The organism is Clostridium lentum (assembly GCF_014287815.1).
GTDB lineage: Bacteria > Bacillota > Clostridia > Clostridiales > Clostridiaceae > Clostridium > Clostridium lentum.
Map to the genome: position 1 here is coordinate 1 of NZ_JACOOQ010000028.1, position 20,825 is coordinate 20,825.

Sequence of the window (20,825 nt, forward strand, 5' to 3'; positions counted from 1 at the left end):
CTACTTGGAATGGAATATCTGTAGTTACTGTTGCTTTAATTGTTTTAACTACATTAACATTAATCTTATACATAGTTATATTTCCATGAGTATCAGTAACCTTATAATTTACTGGATAAATTCCAACTTCTTTAGGATTAACTTGCCCTTCAATTTCAACTTTTAAGTCTTTGTCATCATCTTCTACGTCTGATATGCTAACTAAACTTCTAAAGTATGATTCCATATATGCTTCAATGTTGTCTTTCATACTATTTAATTCAACAGTTACAGTTCCTACTTTTTCTCCTTGTTCTGTAGTTTCATTTTGCACTACATCTTTTTTAGGATCTATCTCAGGTGAACCATACACTTGAATTGTTCTATATTCAGTTGTAGTTCTTCCCCAACTATCAGTCATTGTATACTCAATATTAAATATACCTGATTTATCAAACATATAATTAAAAGCAGTCATATCTATTACTTGACTAGCGTTTATATTTGATTCACTAGAATTATCTTTATTAAATGTAGTTGTACTATCAGTAGAGTTTACATTACTTGCAGATTTATTAAATATTCCTCTAATTCCATTTGAAGAAGTAACTTTATTTGCATTTTGAGTGATAGTTTTATTAATTCCTAGTTCTGTACATTTTATAACTAGTTTAACCTTTTTATTTAATGCATCATCTATTTGATCTGAAGTTACAACTCCTTGTAAAAGATCATAAGTATTATTTACAGGGACTCTCTTAAAATCTATTCCTTTAATTTCAGGTGCTTCATTATATACAGGTAGTACAATAGACTTACTTTCCCCTGTTCTACTTTCATTAGTAGAATTATCTCGTTTAAAATAAAATCTTACATTTTCTAAATTATCTTTATCCTTTGCACCTTTATTATAATCTACTTTTGCGTTGCTATTTGAGTGATAACTTCCCATTACATACATCATATCAGGTCTATTATAAGCAATTTTTAGATAATCTCCATCATAAACTACCTTTCCATTAAATTTATCAAATTTAGTTTTATTATTTCCTTTTCCAGCACTACCTGATGAAAAACTTTCATTTAGATTACCATCATTGCTACTATTAGCCCTATGTAAAGCAATTGATAATACATTAGGAGTTTCTCCTGTATCTTGATATAAAATCTGATCATTTGTAGTTGTAACATTTAACACTCCAATACCATCATTATTTGAGTCTTGTGGTGTAACCTTTATTTTAAATGGATTTAATCCACCAACATCAACGATTGTAAATATATTTTCATTAGCATTAATTGTTGGATCATTATAAGTAGCTTTAAGACCTTCTTTAGTAAATTCAAATGTTACATAATCTAAATAATATTTATTAAAAACACCTTTACTATAATCGGTATATACATCACCTAATATTTCTCCAAAAATACTAACTCCTGGAGGTTGGAATGCTAAAACTTGAATTTTATCTCCATACTGTACAGTTTTATTATTTATCTTACGTTGTATTTCTCCATTTACATCCATTGGATTATTTTTTGAACCTATGACAACCTCTGTTCTTTCTCCATTTTTTGGAATGAATTTTATAGTATAAAAATTGTCCATATTCATACGTTCACTTATTACTCTATTTTTTCCACTTACAAGTATTTTAATCTGATCATTACCTATATCTACAAATTTTAATTTAAATGAAGTATCATCCTCATAATTATTTCCTGATATATGCTTATGGCCTCTAAAAGTAATTTCATGTCTTTCCATACCTTTTTTAATTGTTATTTCTCTAGTTTTACTTGATTGTCTTCCCCAACTATCAGTTGCTATATATGTTATTTCATATACCCCTGGTTCTTTTGGTAGTGTATTCTTTCTTGATTCTTCTGATTCACTACTATTAGGTGTATTATTAGAATCATTTCCCTCATCTGAAGTATCATTTCCCTCAGAATTAGTTCTAGCACTTGATGAAGTAGAACTATTTTGATTATTTCCTGTTGAAGTATTTTCTTGAGGTAACTCTCTAAGTTTTTTATAAATTGTTGTTATCTTACTTTCACCTAATGTACCATCTAAATCATCATATACATTTACGCCTTCTGTTAGTTTATATGTTTCTCCTAAATACTTACTAAATTCACCTGAACTTATATAAATATTTGGTGCATCATTATATAATGCTTCTAACCCGGCATCAGTAATTTCAAATCTTACGTTGACAATATTATCTTTCTTTACTGCTCCTGAATCATATAACTCTCTAGCATTTAAAACTCCACCTGTAATTCTTATCATACTTGTAGTAATTTCTGGTTTATTAGGTTTAGTTGAAGAACTATCTTCACCTGAATTTCCTCCACCATTTCCTTCTACTGTTTCATTTGAATTACTTCCTGAACTACCTTCTACTGGAGAATTTTCATTAATTATAGAAATATTTCTTTCACTTGGAGTTTCATCAGTTGATGGTTGCTGTGGTGTTATATTTGTAGTACTATCTGGTTCATTTAAATCTGAAGCATATAGCGAAATATAATCACCATATTCAAGATTCCAATTTTGCAATGCCCTTAATTTTTCTGAAGTTCCTGTATCATCTCCATTTAAAGATAATTCATATCCATCTTTTTTATTACCATCTTTATTATAAGCTATTATTTTTATAGATTCTTTATTTGCATTGCTTGAATCAATAGCTATATTTTGTGTATTTCTAACTTCTAATTTTATTTTTATATTTTTATCTTCTGATTCATTAGAAGTAACTTCTTCAATAAATCCTATACTAAATACTCTATTTCCCTTAATTGGTGCACTAGTTTCAGTATCTTCTGAAGAATTATTATCACCTTCAGTTACATTATCACTTGCTGCTTCTCTAAATGTTTCAACTGTTTCATTATCAGAAGGTGATTCTTGTTGTGTACTATCCTTAGAATAGATATCTATTTGATTACCTACTATATTACTAACAATTTTTACTGGTCTAGTGGCTGTTCCATCTCTTCCCCAACTATCAGTAACAATATAAGTAATTTCATAAGTACCTACTTCATCATAATTTACTCTACTTTCATCAACACCAACATTTGAAGCTTCTATTTTACCATCATGATCATCTTCAACAGTTAAGTCTTTATTATAATCATAAATTTCTCCTTTTTTAACAGTGATTAATCCATTTTTTTCATTTTCATTATCCTTTCCTGGATAACTTATAACTGGAGCTTTATTATAAATAGCTTCAATTTGAGTACTTCCTATTTTAAATCTTGTATTTTTAAAAGTATCTAATTCATTTTCATCTATACCATCTGAAAGATTTAAATTTTTATTATTTAAATTATGAATATTAGCAATATCACCAGTTATTGATAAGTTTTTAGGATATTTACTTTCAACTTCTATAAATAAACCTTCTGTGTAAGCTGAATCATCTATTTTTGTAAATTCTTCTTCATTTATAGTTTGATTTCCATGTATTTGTAAAGTTTTTAAAGTCTCTCCATTTGAATCATAAACTGAAATAGTCAATACATTTTCATTAATTTCTGGGTATAGTGCTGATGTTGGTTTATGATAAACTTTTAATTTTTTATTTAATTCATCAAAACCTATTTCTAAATAATTATTTTCATTAGTTGATGATTTTAACTTTAGTCTTACACCATCAATATCATTTTTAGGTATAATATTAAATTTTCTAATTATACTTGCTGTTTGTCCCCAGCTATTTGTAACTGTATATGTAACTTGCTTTTCTCCTAAAACATTAGTATCTATATCATTTGGAGTATAACTTACTTTAGATAGTTCTATATTTTCATTAGTATCAGTTACTGTTACACCACTTAAATAATCAATAGCGTCTCCTCTTCTTACTTCAACTGATTTATTTTTGCCTTCATCAAAAGTTATAACTGGAGTAGATGCTTGTATTTCCTTTAATCCATTTTCAGTTATTTTAAACCTTACTACATCCATTTTATCAGCTAAACCATTGTCATAATCTATACTTTCATTTTCAACCGTTCCTTTAATTTTTACATTATTAGAACTTGTTGACCAAAGACTTATAGAATTACCAATATCAAAGGTATAATCAGTTAAGCCTTTTAATTGTTGTTTTATACTTTCTAGTATTTCAGAATCATTTGCTGTATTTAAAGCATTTACAGCTGAATTAACTACTACTGCACCATTATTGTCAAATATTTTTATTCTAAATATTTTTCCATCATTAGATTCTTGTGATGGTGCACCTTCTGTATCTGTTGGTGGTACATTTTCTATAGGTGGTATAGTTTCTCCTGGTGTTGAATCATCTGGTGTTTCAATTTCTTCACCATTACCTTCATTTGGTACTATTTCAGCACTTCTACTTTCTTGTTCTTGTGGTCCATTACCAGTTTCTTCATTTGGCAGATTAGTACTAGAATCAACTTCATTATTAATTATAAACTTTTTAGCACTTGCATCAAAATCAATTTTAAATAATAAATTTGAGTTACTTTCTTCTGGATTATATACTTGAATACTATTACTTTTAACTTTAGATACAACTTCTATTGTTCTTATCTTAGTTGTAGTTCTATTCCAACTATCTGTAGTAGTGTATGTTACTTTATGAATACCTAATTGATTTGTATCTATTTGCTCTGGTGATACAGTAAATGAAAGACCTCTATCTTTATCATCAGTAATTGTTACATTATCTGTTAAATTAAAACTAGCTCCCTTTTCTATCACTTCTGTACTTTCATCAAATCCTTTTATTACTGGTGCTTCATTGTAAATAGCTTTTAATCCTTCAGCTTTTGGATTAAATCCAACATTATTCATGAAATCAATATTATTAATACCATTAGAATAATCTTCTGTTATTTTACTATTTTCATCTTTTTTAACTTCTCCTGTAATTTTAAGGTTTGGTACAACTACAGCAGTATTTTCTTCACCATTATTAGTAGATACATCTTTTTTATTAATATTTTCTGAATTACTACTTGCTCTCCAAACTCTAATAATATCAGTTTCGGAATAAGGAATACTATTTAATCTATTTAATTTTTCAGTACTTCCTTTATCATTACCTTTTAAAGTTTCTTCAAACTTTACTTCCCCATTTTCTCCTTTTATTTGAATAGCAAAAATATCTTTTCTTGGATTTTCTATATCTAAATATTCATCTTTTCTATTTATAACTTGATAATTATTAGTTAAAGTATTAAATCCAATTTCAAATGCTGGCTTTTTAGAATTAGTTTCTACATTAGAATTATCACTACCTTCTGGTGATTGTGAACCAGAATTTTGATCATTACTATTTCCAGTATTATTATTACTACTATCAACTATATCTTCATTTATAGTTGTTCTTGCTGATAAACTTTCATTATCTTCAGCATATACTTGAATTTTATTTTTATATAACTGTGGTCTAACAACTACTTTTCTTGTTGTTGTTCCAGTTCTTCCCCAGCTGTCTATATAAGTATAAGTTACAGTTCTTTCACCTAAAGTGTTAGTATCTATACTTGTAGATGTATCTGCACCCTTACGAGTATTTTCATTTATACTATAAGTTAAAACATTTTTATTTGATATAGTTTGATTCGTTGATAAAATTGGTATATTAGCACTATTACTTGTATTTTTAAGATTTCCATTTTCATATATATCATCATGATCATCTGTAACTATTACACTATTTGTTAAATCAAAGTTTGTATCTCCTACATATATATCAATATCTTTTGTTTTTATTTCTGGAGCATTATTATATACAGCTTCAATACCTGTTGATTTGAAATAGAATCTTGTATTTTCTAACAGTTCAGCTGTTGCCCCTTTTGTAAAATCATAATTATCTTTAGGTAGTCCTGTTACAAAAAGCCTATCTGCAGCCTTAAACCAAAACTCTAAGTAATATCCCTCTTTAACATAAGCATTTTCAATATCTCTAAAATCACCATTATTTCCACTTGTAACGCCTGTATACGCTTTTGTATAATAACCCTCATTTCCTTTGACAAATCTTATACGTAATGCTTCAGTTCTATCTTCATATATTATAGGTTCTGTAAATTTATCTATATTTATTCTTCCTAAATTATTTGAAGGATCATTACCTTTATCAGATGTGTTAAACTTAATTTTAAATGGCTGCAATCCACCTCTATCTATAATTGTTATAACATTTTTTATGTTATCATTTAAATCTGTATCATTATAAATTGCTTTTAATCCTTCTTTTGTTATTTCAAATTGAACATAATCAAGATTCATTTTATTTTGAACACCATCTGAATAATCTTCTTTTACATCACCAAGTATTTCTCCTTTTATTCTAAAGTTTGGTGTTTGTCTTGCGTAAATTTTAATTTTATCTCCATATTCTAAATTTTGATTTGCTATTGGCTTCATAGGAAAGTTATTGTTTTGTGGATTATCTCGTACTCCAACTGCAGCATTAAAAATACTTTGCACATTTCCGCTTTGCGAATTTACTCTAAATATTTCTACCCTATAATATTCATAATCACTACCAGCTGTAGCAAGAATTTGACCATTTATTAAAGCTTCAAAATCAATTTTAGGCTTGTTGTTCTCATTTTCTCTTAATTTTAATTTAAAGGCATATAAATCTCTTTCATTTCTATCACGTCCACCAAATATTAGTTCATGTCTTTCTAAACCTTTTTGAATAGTTAACTCTCTAGTTACTTTTGCTTCACGTTCCCAACTATCAGTTACTGTATAAGTTACAATATATGTTCCAACTTCAGTTGGAACTGAATTATTAGCACTTTCTGTAGTTTGATTATTATCACTTGTACTTCCAGAAGTTCCTTGTTCATTTTCTGTTGTAGCTCTTGAAGCTTCTGATAATTCAGGTGAATTTGTATTTCCTGATGATACTTCTTTTCTAACATAAGTTGTTTTTATATCATCAACACTTATATCTGTATCTTTATCATCAGTTACTTGCATATTTTCAGTTAACTTATATGTCTCACCTAAATAATGAGAAAAACTTGTTAATGCAGTTATTGAATCATTTGTAGATTGAGGCTGAGCTTCTGGTGTAGTTGATGATTTCATTGATATTACTGGTGCAGCATTATAAATAGCTTTAAGACCTTCTTCTGTACTTTCAAATCTTACATTTATCATTTGATCTTCAGAATTTATTCCATTGCTATAATCCTCTTCTGACACTCTATCTGTTTTAATAACATTTCCTGAAATCTTTAACTTGTTATGATTTGAAGCCCATAAGCTTACATAATAACTTTCATACATATTTATAGACTGTAATTGACTTTTAAAAGTTTCATAATCTTCACCATTTAAAGTTGCAGTTTCAACTAATTTCATCTTATCATCAAAAACTTTAATTTCAAATAATTTATTAGTTGTAGTTTCGCTTGATGCTGTTCTAGATGAATGGTTGTTTTCTTCATTTGCCTCAGGTGTAGAAGGTGATTGCTCATTATCTGGTTGTTGTTCCCCTAAATTTCCACCTTCAGGTTGTTCAGTGGTTCCACTTCCATTGCTTCCATCTGTACTTGAATCACTTCCAGCTCCAGAACTTTGTTCTAACTTTTTAAATGTTAATTTATTTCTTACTGTATCAAAACCTATTTCAAATAACTTATTATCATTATCTCCATCAAGAGATATTACATTATTTTCAACCTTAGATACAACTCTAACATTTCTTACTTGGCTAGTGCTTCTTCCCCAAGTATCTGTAACAGTATAAGTTACTCCATAAACTCCAACAACATTGTTATTAAAATCAGAACTGTCTATCTGTATAGCATTTGTAAGAGCATTATCATCATCTAATTCATCAGTTACAGTTACACCATCTCTAAATTGAGGTTCATTTCCTTTTATTATTTTAAGTTCATCTAATCCACTTAAAACAGGTGCTTTATTATAAATAGCTTTTATACCATCTTTAGTAAGTTCAAATCTAGTATTTTTCATATTATCTACAGTAGCAAACCCACTATTATACGGATTTGTATCACTATTTACACCACTATTAGGAACATTTGTATTTCCTTGCTGCTCACCTTCTCTAGATACTGTGCTATTAGTTTTATTACTATTATCATCTGAACCTTGAGCTAAACTACCAAAAACTCTTACTCTATTTAACTTGGTACTATCTGTTGATACAAAATCTATCATATCTCCATATTCATAATTAATATTTAAATTTTCTATGATATTTTTTATTTGTATACCTGACATATTACCATTTATATCTAAAGTACGCTCTACACTACCATGTCTATAAGTTTTTATTACTAAAGCAACTTCATTTACACCATTAATAGTATCAGTTGTAGCATCACTAACCTTTAGCTTTCTTGTAATATCATCAAAAGAAATACTTAAAATTGCTTTATTAGTATTATCCTTATATATTTTAACAGTATTGTCTTCCAGCTTATTTTTAGCTAAAACTCTAACAGTTCTTGTGGCAGTTCCTGTTCTACCCCAACTATCTGTATATTGATAAGTTACATTTTGCTCTCCTAATTTATATTTATCAAATCCTACAACTTTAACATTTTCTATTTTTATAGTATCTTCCTTATCATAATCATCTGTTACAGTTACTCCTATTGTAGGATTTAACTCCTCACCTCTTGTAACTGATATTACTTGATTATCAAAAGTAATTTCAGGAGCTTGATTATAAATATATTTTAGTTTATTTTCATTCATTTCAAATCTAACATTATCAAGATAATCTCTGTTTGTTAATCCATCAGCATAATTTACATTATTAGGTTTATCTTTAATATTGGCATCACCTTCAATTTTTACATCTTCAGTATTTAATGCCCAAATTGAAATTCTATCACCATTATTATATGAATACCCATCTAATCTATCTAAAGTAGATGAAAATCCTGTTTCTGTACCTCTAATGGCTATTTCTCTTTTAACTACATTTCTAACACCATCTATAATCTTAATTTTAAAAGCAGCTCCAGAATATCCTTTTATAGCTTGATTATTACTTGATACTCTATTAACTTCTATTTTATGATTTACAGAGTCAATAGTCATATTAAACAACTCATTATTAGTACCTTTAGAATAAAACTTAAACTTAACTTGCTCTAATTCATTCTTAGGTTGTACTGTAATTATAGCTTTCTTAGTTACTCTTGCTCCCCAACTATCTGTTAATGTGTATATAACTGTTTGTTCACCTAACTTCATATTATTGAAAACACTATAATCTAATAATAAAGGAATATGATTATCTCGATCAAAAGTATCACTTACTGTTATCCCTTTTGCTAAATCTATATCATCTCCTCTTTTTATTGTTTTCTTCCAAACTGTTTCATTATTTTCAGTTACTTCAGTATATCCTGATTCTGAACCTATAGTTATTGTTGGAGCCTCATTAGTTACTACTTCTAATCCAGTATTTGTTACTTTAAATAACTTTTTACCTCTTTCTAAGCTTGCAGTTCCCTCAGCATATGAATTGTTGTCATTACCCTTAACACCATTTACTAATAACTTTTTCTCATTAGATTGCTTATGATAAACATAAATATAATCACCAATTTCATATGGAACGTTATTTAAAGCATTGGCTGCCTCACTTCTTTCATTTCCTCTAATTACAACATCTTTTTTAAGTTGCATTCTAGAGTCGTATAATTCAAAAATGAAATACTCATCTGCATTATTAGTTGTCATAATACGCATATCCATATCTGTTACTTTTATAAGCTTTTTATTAGTATCAAATTTAATTTTAAATCTTTCCTCGTTACCATTGCTATATCTAACACCTTTTACTGTAAAAACAACATCTCTTAATGATGTTGGTTGAGCTCTAGTGTCTAAAGCTATAGGTGAAACTTCACTTTCACTTTCACTTTCATTTTCACTAGCTTTGCTTATATAAGTTATGTTTCTGCTGGCACTAGTTACTCTACCCCATGAATCTTTTACACTATATGTCACCAAAGTTTTATTTTCTTCCAACTTTTTAGATGAAACTTGAATACTTGAATTTTGTATTTCATCATGGTCATCAGTAACACTTATTCCTTGAAGTAAAGCATCTTTATTTTCTGAATCAACCTCTATATCATTTACTCCATTTATAACTGGTGCTTCATTATATATTGTATTGATTCCTTCTTTTTTAATTTGGAATCTTACATTGTTAATATAATCTAATGTAGATACACCATCACTGTAATCTTCCTTTTCTTTTGTTATATCTCCATAAATATCATCTTCAATTTTTAAATTTAAATCTGTATTTAAGATATTTATTTGAATATAATCTGTTTCTTTAATTTCTAATTCTAAAAGCTTTTTAAGTTCTTCACTATTATCATGGTTATCTAATAGCTTTATATTTAATTTTTCTTTATTTTCACCATCAATAACCCTTAATTCTAATAGCTCATTACTTTCATTATTGCTTTCATTTGAACTTTCATCTTTATTAATAGAAAAATCTTTTTCTATATTTTTAGATACTTCAAACTTTTTAGTTTCTCTATTAAACTTTAGTGATAAAAATTCTTTAATATTAGAAGAATTACTTATGGTTTTTTCTTTTATGAAAAAAGTAAAAATACTATTTTTTAATTGATTTTCAACCTTTTCTTCTTTAACTTCAGTTTCTCCTTCTAATTTGCTAATATCAGCTGTTTTTTCTTCAGAAACAACTTCTTTTTTTGTATCAGAATCTTCTTTTTGTATATCTTTATTTTCAGATTCTTCTACTTCTTTGACTTCATTTGAGTTTAATGTAGCATTAGCTATTAATTGTGTTGGTAAAAATTCAATTGTCATTAATGCTACACATATCAAAGATAAAAGTCTTTTTCTTTGTTTCACTACTTCACCTCCCATTATGTAAAGTTATAATACTTCACATATTCTTGATACTTTTAAGTAGTTCTCTCACTAACTTATTATACTTTTAAATAAGCGTAGCTTATTTTTTTATTTCATCCCTCCATTCTTAGAAACATATAAAAAAGATTTAAAAATACTATAACTAATAAACTATTAACTATACTACTTTTAAATCTATTATAATTTTAACATATTTCAACTTTTTTCGCTATTTTTTCGCAAAATTTTATATTCATTATATAAAAAAATTTAATATATTTTATGACCAATTGTACTCACTAGTTATTGGATTATATTCCATATAAACTCCATCTTCTATTGATATTTTATATTTTAATATTTCTACATCTTCAACTAATCTACTATCTGGTCCTACTATTAACACTTCTTTTGACTTTTCTCCTGAAGATACTAAACCACTTATATTAATATCTTCAACAGTGTCAGTATTTTTATACTTAACTTGTAAAGTCATATTTGTTATTGTTTTATTAGAATTATTTTCATAATAAGTTTTTAATAACGGATGATCTCCATCTTGGTTTATATTAAATACAACATTTATAGTGTCTATAGTAAAAGGTTGCTCTATAGCAGTAGAAAATCTACTTTCCTCTGTATTTTTAGTACTTTTTATAATTAAAAATGCCCCCAAGATAAATACAACTATTAAAGATATAGCTATTATTATATTTTTATTACTTTTCAAATTAGCACCTCCTTTTTTATGACCAATTATAAGTATTTGTTGTTTGATCATATTCCATATAAGTTCCATTTTTCAATGTAACTTTATACTTTAAAAATTCTAAATCTTCTTCATTTCCACTGTCAGGTGCTTCTCCATAAAAATCTGAAGATATCTGTCCTGATTTAACTAACTCATCTAATTCATAAGAAACAACTTTATTTTCAGATTTAAATCTAACTTCTATAACCATATTACTTATATCATGTGATGAATTATTTTCATATTTAATTATAGATTTTAAGGTATTTTCATAATTGGCAATTCTAACTGATACATTAATAGAATTTATTGGTACAGGAGTTTCTAATAATTTATATTTGCTGATATTATTAAATTTACTACTAGTAAATGAAGCTAAAAATACAATCACCCCTATACCTACTACAATTCCAATTGCAATAATGCTATTTTTCTTTTTCATAATTGCTCACCAACTTTATCTGTAATTTATATTAACTTTCACTAGGATTTTGTAGTGCTGAATTTTCACCACTTCCAGTAGAACCTGAACCTGAATCAGCTCCTTCATTACTTCCACCACTAGTTATATTTCCACTAGAAGGTGTACTTGAAGCATTTCCTTCAGAGCCTGTGCCTGCACTACCACCTGCTCCATTTTCTATACCTGCATTTGTGTTTTGAGTAGAGAAAGATAATATTAAATTAAAATTAGAAACAACATCAGCTTCAATTCCTTCACTTTTAGGTGTTTCCCATAAATCACTTCTATAATATATTCTAGCAGTTTCATTAGAACCAATTTCACCTAACTGTTTTTCTTCAGAAGTTGTGCTTTCATTTAAAGTATGTAAATTTATTGTTTTTAAATATGTACCTTGTTGTGGTCTATCATAATTTAAACTTAATCTCATTTCAACTTTATTATTCCCAGCTTGTGGTTCTTCCACATATAGCTTAGTGTCTTTACTCGAACTATTAGTTCTTGCGGTACCACTAGAATTGCTACTTTCATCTGCTCTTGTAAAACTATTAAGGGAAACATTTAATGGATATGTTCCATTATTAGTTATACTATGATACGGTGAAACAAATTTACCATAAAAAGAACCACCATTTTCAAGTCTATTTACTATCATAAAATCCATATTTAATGGAACTGTCACTGATATTTTAAAAAGTTTATCATCACTTGGTTTAGTTCCTATTAAATCTCCATCCTGAATATTATCAAAATTAGGCATATCCTTATTGTCGGGTTCCCACGGTCCTATTGCACCATCGAGTTCTACTTCTGGATTTGCTGATTCAACTTTATCAACATTCCCATTTGAATTAGGAGTACTACTTCCTCCTGTTGTTCCACTACCAGCTGAACTTGATTGATTTCCTCCTGATTCTCCAGTAGCTCCTGTTGAACCTGAAGTTTCAGTAGACGTTGTTTCTGCCAAATATTTTATAGAATTTGCTTCTGTAATTGATGAAAAATTTATTAAAGTACATAATACTCCTAAAATTAATGCTCTTTTCAATATATCCCCCTCTTTCATCCTAATTTTCAATAGCTATTATTAATTTAGCCACTGATACACCTAATAACTGTTCACTTTCAGGATCATATGCACTTATAGTGGCAGTAGCTTCATACTCACCTTTTTTAAGGTTTCTACTTAATTTTGCTTTTTCTATGTATTGATTAGGTTTAAGTTTACCACTTTTAAATATTGTTTTATTATTAGAATCTAATTTTATTTCCACGTCTATTAAATAATTATTAAAAGGTGGATTATATATTCTTATATTACCTTCTGATTTTCCATTTTCAAAAAATGGTCTTGAGTTAATCTCAAAGGAAAAAGTTGATTCATCGGCTTTTCTTTGCATTATCTCTTCAATTTCAGATGCAGTATATCCTGATATAACACCATCTTGTATTATGGCTCCAGTTGAATTACTACCATAATTTTTATAAACATTTACACTTAATCCTACAATTACACCTATTCCAATAAATGCTGAAAAAATTAAAATAAATTTAATGTTTTTTTTACTAAAACTAAATTTCATTAAATTGTATTCCTTTCTATAATAATCTAAACTATAACATTTTAAGGGGAACAATAAACATTCTTCCCCCTTTTTTAATCATTAGTATTATAATTTTATTCTGAGCTTTTTTTAATTCTTAAAGTCAATCTAAAGGTATCTTTAATTGGTTTATTAACTTCTAATGGATTTTGCCCAGCAACACCATTTAAAGTTAATGTTGTAGATGAATTTGCTAATACTTTAGCTATTTTCTTTTGAGCTTCAGAAGCTTCTTGTTCCCCAAGTTGAGAAACTATTTTTTCATGTCCTAAATAAACTTTCTTTAAATTACCTTCTAAATATAAATTAATTTCATTTCTTCTATATCCAACACTTTCTGTATTTTTTGTTGTTGCTGATGTTCTTACATCTGTAGTGGTTATAAGTTTTATCCCTTCATCTATACTATAATCCATAAATTTTATAGCACTTATATCTACCGGTACTTCTCCGTTATTAGCTATATTTATATTAGCACCTATAAACTCTGCATCTTTATTGACAGTAAATGCTATTGCTGTTGGAATACTTACACTTATTGTCTTTTTAGGTGTTTCTCCCGCATCACTTTTAATTATACCACTTGTAGATATACTAGAATTAGTTGTTGAATTACTTGTTATTAAATCCTTCTCATTATCATTATTTTCAGAAGAGGAATTATCTTCTTCAACTTCAGAAATTAATGAAAAATGATTTATTCCTTCTATTAGATTATAGTTATTTATAAATTTTTCTCTTGCTCGTCTTAAATCTATAACTTTATTTACTAATTCAGCTTCTCTTGGTCTTGACTTAGTATATTTAAGAACTTTTAAAGTATATACTTTTTCATCTAGAAGTTCATACTTTAACTTTACTAATTCATTTGTTTTTACATAATCTTCTCTTATTATTTCATTATTTTCATCATATAATATAACTTTTCCAGACTCTAAAGTATTGTCTATATCTTTAATGGTAAATTCAGCATCAATATTTATATTATCATCTTCAATATTGCCATCTACCACTAAATCATCAACTGTTGGTTCTTCTGGTAAAACTTCTATGGCAACACTTTGATTTATTGAAACTTCAGTACCATCTGACATTATTATGGTTTCCAATGTTAGATTATTAATTCCTGCTATTTCAGGAGCTTGTACAACTGTTGAATACTTGTCTGATTTAGAAAATAAACTTCTAGTTAATTTTCTTGTGGCATTATATTCTTTACCATTAACTATAACTTTTTCTACATATATATAATCTTTAGATGATTTAACATCAAAATCAATATTCACTTCTTCTTTCTTTTTTACTATATCAGATTCTGTTTCTAAAGATACCACTGCTAATTCCAATGCCGTAGTTTCAACTCTAACTAAAAAATCTTTTTCTAGCTTAGTATTATCACTTAATTGAACATTAGCTTTTACAGTATATAAACCTGGTTTATATGTATCAACAGTATTTTCCGTAATAACTATCTTATTAGTTATATTACTACCATCAATATCAGTAGCAGATAATTTTAGATTTTTTAAAGGATCAAATTTATCACCTTCATAAATCATTAAATCTTTTCCTACAAAAGATGATTTATCAATAAACTCTTCTTTCTTATTTTCAATTTTCTCATTATCATTACTTGATGAAGTATTATTGCCATTGTTTGATGATGGCTTTTCTTCTACATAGTAATTACTAGAACTACTACCATTGTTTAAAGTATTATTACTGTAAGTGGAAGTTTCTGTAGTCGTATCATCTTTTGGAATTTCTGATGGTGTGAAGCTATCAAATCCACTTTTAATAGCAGAAGCTGTAATTGGACCTTTTACTTCATCTTCTTTCTTTACAATAGTTCCTTCTTTAAATTCCTTAAGGCTAATTTCTTTTCTAAAAGCATACAATGCTACTTTTTCTTTCACTTGTTCATAATTAGGATCTCCATCTATTAAAGATTTAATATAAAAATTTGTTTTTTCTATATAACTAGGTTTCACAATTATTGTCCCTAAAAAAGCAATAATAATTATACTTCCCCCTGTAATATAGTAGTTCTTTTTATGTTTGTAAAATTCTCTTATTTTTTCTATAATTTTATCTCTCTTCATTATTCATGCCCCTATAAATTATACTTATAATTTATGCCATTCTAAAATCTTATCATAATTTTAACAAATTTTTAAATACTCTTAAATAAATATTCGTAAATTTATTCTTTATTTCGTTAATTTTATAATTTAACAACTAAAAAAATCGACATAATATCAAAAAATACTAAGTCGATTTAATCTATTTTAATTGCTTTTATTCATTAACACGCTTTTTAATCTTCAAAGTTAAAATAAACTTATCAGATGCTGGTTTAGTTATCGGTTTAATACCAGCTTTTCCTTGAATATCTATTCTTTTAACTTGAGGTGTTTCATTTCCACTTGATAGTGTTAATAATTTCACTCCAGATTCTGATAATGTACTTAAACCCACATTTTCTGATACTCCACCATTGCCATCTTTAGTTGCTGATAAATACGCAATACCTTCACTTCCCACCAATTTTAATGATATTGATTTCCTATCAAGTTCTTTATTTGTTAACACTTCTTTTTCTGAAATAATTTCAATATCTCCATTTCCTACCTTCTCAAAACCATTAGCATATACATCTATTTCTTGTCTACCTTCATTTATTACTTGTAAAGTAGGTCCAATAAGATTACCTGATTTATTTACTGTAAAGTTTGCTGTTGTTGGAACTGTTACCTTAAAATTAGTTACAGGCATATTACCTTTGTCATCCATTACATTTCCTATGATTTTAATATCTTGAGTTAGTTCTTGATTATCCAATCCGCTTATTTCACTTTCTCCTTCTACAGAGGCAAGATTAGTATTTACTTGTCTATAACTTCCTTCATTTTTAGAAATACTCATTCTAAGCCTAGACTCAGCTTCATAATCAATTGAAGCCATAGATATTTGTTCATTTTCATTTAATAATTCATTATTAAATTTACTTACTTCAATATTTTCTACAAACAATTCTTTTTCTAAATAAAAATCACTAACAGTATTTATATCTTCTTTATAATAAGCTCTAATTTCAACTTTATAAATTCCATTTTCATTTATATCTAATTCGATATTAGATTTATTATTCTTTTGAAGCTCTTCTTGTTGAATTATAATATTCTCTTCATTGTATAAGTAAAGCATAGCCTTATCTATAGTTTCATCAATATCATTTAAGTTATATTCTAATGATATTTTTTCTTGCTCATTACTTATATTTTTTATAACTACATCTGTTATCTGAGCTTCTTCTTTTAATATTTCTATCTCAATACTTTTATCAACATCTACTATAGTTCCATCAGACATTGTTACACTTTTAATTTGAATTTTTTCTGTTCCACCTTTAACTGGTGCTACTAAATCCACTTCATATTTATCACTTTTCCTTAAAAAAGAACCACTAGAAAGTTTATTTACTGTATAATCTTTATTATTTATATTGACAGAAGCTACTTCTAAATAACTTTTTGATGATTTAACTGCAAATGTTAAATTGAAATGTTCATTTTTTTCTAAAACATCTTTAGATATCTTTAAATCATTTACTGCTAAATTTAATATTGTAGGTTCTACCCTTACTAAAAATTCTTTTTCTAAAGTATTTTCATTACTTAATGTTACATTAGCTTTTACAGTATATAATCCTGGTTTGTATGTATCTACATTATTTTCTGTAATAACTATTTTATTAGTGATATTTTTACCATTAATATCTGTAGCTGCTAATTGTAAAGCATTCATTGGATTAAAAGGCTCACCTTCTGAAACCATTACATCTTTACCATTAAAAGATGATCTATCATTAATTTCTTCTTTTTGAGAATCATTACTATTATTAGTATTATCATTAGTATTAACATTTCCATCATTATTTAAAGGTTTATTATTACTAGTAATACCAGATGATGTTTCTCCACTTACAGAAGAATTATTCGCAATATTTGATGGTTTATTACTGATATCATCAGCAACAGTTTGAGTAGGTGTATAATTATCATATCCATTATTAATATTACTAGCAGTATTAGCGTCTTCTATTTTCTTATCATCTTTAGCTAAAAGTGTTTCAACATCTATATTTCCTCTAATAACATTTTCACTACCACTTACCTGCCCATGAACTTCTTTATAATTAGGATCTTTATCTACAACTGACTGGACATAGTTTTTTATATCTCTTATATCATTTCTTAATATAATTGTAATGCCAGAAAGCATAGTCATGGTAATAACCAAAGACGCTATAGAGTATACCGCCCTACTTCCTAACACTTCTCCTATTAAGACTAAAATTTCTTTTCTTTTCATAATTCCCCCCCAAAATTCACATTATTTAAATTAATAACATAAATTATTGTGAAGTTATATTAAGCTCAACTATAGTTTTCCCTACTTCTGCACCAGTTTCTTTATTATAACCAGTTATAAGCGCTTCACCAATGTAGCTACCTTTTGGTAAAGCTTCTTTAAGTTCAACTTCTTCAATATATTGATTTGGTGCTATTTTAGCAGTTCTTATTATTTCTTTTCCATCAACAGTTATAACATAATCAATATCATAAGCATTATATCTTGGATTTGCCATAACCATAAAAGCTTTCTTACCTTTAAAAATTGGATCAGAAGAAATACTAAAAGAAATAGTAGACTCATCTACTTGTCTTTGTAATAATTCTCTTATTTCATCCTCTGTTAATCCCGGTTCCGCTCCATCTTCAAGAATATATCCTGATACACTTGCCCCACTAACATCTTTATTTTTTACAACACTCTTTTTAAAAACAAAAAACATTCCACAAACTAATACTAATAATAAAAAAATTGAAATTATAATTTTTTTATTATTTTTAACTTTTTTTAAATCTTTTTCCATGTTTCCACTCCTTTTATTTTAAAATTTTCATTTTTTGAAAACCACCTTTTTAATTATAATCATTTTAAAATAAACATTTACTAATCATAAGCATTTTATTTTTTTAAATTAAAATCCATAATAAATAAATTTATTATGGATTTTAATTATCTAATTATTTTTTATTACTTATTGTGAATTAGCTGGTGCTTTTTTAATTTTTAAAACTAACTTGAAAGTATCTGACACTGCTTTATCTACATGTGTTGTACCTTTTCCTGCTGTACCCTCAAGTTTTATTTTTCTTGTTTTCGCTTCATTAGCACCTGCTCCTAAAGTTAATAATTTTTCTCCACCTGGTGTTTTTTCAGTTAACTCCCCACTTTTAAACACACCATTTTCATCTCCACCTGCACCTAAATGAGCTACATCATTCCCATTTACAACTAATTTTAATGCTACTGAAGTTCTAGGTGCATTAGCTAATCCAGTTGATTTAACTACTTTTAAATCTCCACCAGTTGTCTTTGTAAACTCAGTTGCATAAACTTCAATTCCTTGTGTCCCTTCATTTTTAACCTCTAATTCTGGCCCTACAACTACCCCTGCGTTAGTAACAGTAAAGTTAGCTGCTGTAGGAACAGTTACCTTAAAACTTGCAGTTGGCATTTCTCCTTGTTCATCTTGTACGTGACCTGTAATATAAACATCTTGTGTAGGTGTTTGATCATCTGTTTCCTTAATATTTGCTTCCTTTGGCATTGTCACGTTAGAATTACTCTCTGCTGCAAATGCACTTACTGAAGTTGTAGCAACAACTGCTGCTGCCATCATTAATGATAAAAATTTCTTTTTCATAATTTAAAATCCCCCTAAATGATTTAATTTATTCATTGTTTTTAATATTTTTTTGGGTGAGTTTTTCTTTTCCTTTGTTTTCTCTCACCTGTTGACTTAATTATATAATCTTTTTTTTAGTTTTATTAAAACATTCGTTAAATTTTAAAAATTATTCGTAAATTATATTTTTATGTCGTTTTTTGTGTTTTTATTCTTTTATTAAAAATAATTCCCGAAAAAATATAATCATTCATGTTTGCAATTATATTCCTTCGGGAATTATCATAATATGTAATTTTATATTATATGTACTTTTATATTAATTTGAATTTTTCACTTACAGCTTCAAATTTACTTTTGCTCACTGGAAGCTCTATTTTATTTTTTAATATGGCACTTTTCTTAGTTAAAGTTACTATATTATTTATATTAACTATGTATGATCTATGACATCTTACAAATTCTTCTCTAAATTCTAATACTTTTTCCATATCACCAATTTTACTTTTAATAGTAATAATTTCATTATCATAATGAATATCCACATAATGGTCAAAGGCTGAAATGAAAATTATCTTATTTATATCAACTTTTATTTGTTCTCTTCCTTTTGAAAAAACTAAATACTTGGCATTACTTGAATTTTCTTTAATCTTTTCTGAAGAAATATCTAAACATTTAAATAAAGCTTCTTCTTTCACAGGCTTTAATAAATAATTAAGAGCACTTACATTATATCCTTCTAATGCATGTTCTACTTCTGCCGTTATAAAGATAATTAGAATATCTTTATCCTGCTTTCTTATTTCTTTCGCTAATTGTACTCCTGACATTCCTCTCATATTTATATCTAATAACACTAAATCAAAATCACAATCTTCAGGCCATTTAAATAGAAACTCTTCTCCACTTTCAAATCCTTCTATGTCAATAGCTTCTTCCCTTTCATTTGCCCACTTAAGCACTTGATTCTCAAGTACTTGGTATTGTAATTTACTATCTTCACATATTGCAATTCTCATTTTTTCTCCTAACTTAATCTTTTTTAAATTGTGTTTATCACTATAACAATATTAAATAAAATTAAATACAGTATTTATTACAACATTCTATCACTTTTAAATTGTTTTTTCTATATTTTCTTTATTATTTTTTTAATTTTATTATATTATCCATAATAATTTACTTTCCTATTTATAATAATTACTTTTTACTTCTTATTTATCTATAAATGAACTCCACCTGCTACTCGAAATATGGACAAACATACCCATATTGAGATTTTTCCTTTTTCAACGTGACCTATTTTGTCTTGATAAACATAGACTACTTTAGTTTGATATATCACTCCAAAGGCGTAA

General features: G+C 27.2%; 10 protein-coding genes. All 10 read right to left on the reverse strand.

The annotated features are described in order from the left end of the window. Positions 1–10,888, reverse strand: a 10,888-nt coding sequence (locus H8R92_RS12590) for an immunoglobulin-like domain-containing protein (protein ID WP_186835625.1), incomplete at its 3' end; no start/stop codon positions are given. Between the two features lie 280 nt (positions 10,889–11,168). Further along, on the reverse strand, positions 11,169–11,618 hold the full coding sequence (locus H8R92_RS12595; RefSeq protein ID WP_186835626.1) for a hypothetical protein: 450 nt from the start codon (positions 11,616–11,618) through the stop codon (positions 11,169–11,171). 16 nt (positions 11,619–11,634) lie between these two features. After that, positions 11,635–12,081: a hypothetical protein gene (locus H8R92_RS12600; protein ID WP_186835627.1), complete on the reverse strand. Its 447-nt coding sequence runs from the start codon at positions 12,079–12,081 to the stop codon at positions 11,635–11,637. A 31-nt stretch (positions 12,082–12,112) separates the two neighbouring features. Continuing rightward, on the reverse strand, positions 12,113–13,150 hold the full coding sequence (locus tag H8R92_RS12605; protein WP_186835628.1) for a hypothetical protein: 1,038 nt from the start codon (positions 13,148–13,150) through the stop codon (positions 12,113–12,115). Positions 13,151–13,169: 19 nt separating this feature from the next. Beyond that, positions 13,170–13,685 (reverse strand): hypothetical protein, encoded by a 516-nt coding sequence (locus tag H8R92_RS12610; RefSeq protein ID WP_186835629.1) that lies wholly within the window; start codon positions 13,683–13,685, stop codon positions 13,170–13,172. A 95-nt stretch (positions 13,686–13,780) separates the two neighbouring features. After that, the gene (locus H8R92_RS12615; RefSeq protein ID WP_186835630.1) at positions 13,781–15,808 is read right to left on the reverse strand and encodes a DUF5011/hyalin repeat domain-containing protein; all 2,028 of its coding nucleotides are present in this window, start codon (positions 15,806–15,808) and stop codon (positions 13,781–13,783) included. 196 nt (positions 15,809–16,004) lie between these two features. After that, positions 16,005–18,080 (reverse strand): DUF5011/hyalin repeat domain-containing protein, encoded by a 2,076-nt coding sequence (locus H8R92_RS12620; RefSeq protein WP_186835631.1) that lies wholly within the window; start codon positions 18,078–18,080, stop codon positions 16,005–16,007. 43 nt (positions 18,081–18,123) lie between these two features. Next, the gene (locus H8R92_RS12625) at positions 18,124–18,645 is read right to left on the reverse strand and encodes a hypothetical protein (protein ID WP_186835632.1); all 522 of its coding nucleotides are present in this window, start codon (positions 18,643–18,645) and stop codon (positions 18,124–18,126) included. Positions 18,646–18,813: 168 nt separating this feature from the next. Further along, positions 18,814–19,482, reverse strand: coding sequence for a hypothetical protein (locus H8R92_RS12630; protein ID WP_186835633.1), 669 nt, complete (start codon positions 19,480–19,482; stop codon positions 18,814–18,816). A 296-nt stretch (positions 19,483–19,778) separates the two neighbouring features. Beyond that, positions 19,779–20,486 carry a LytR/AlgR family response regulator transcription factor gene (locus tag H8R92_RS12635; protein WP_186835634.1) on the reverse strand — a complete coding sequence of 236 codons (708 nt, stop codon included), beginning with the start codon at positions 20,484–20,486 and terminating at the stop codon, positions 19,779–19,781. Positions 20,487–20,825 lie beyond the last annotated feature (339 nt).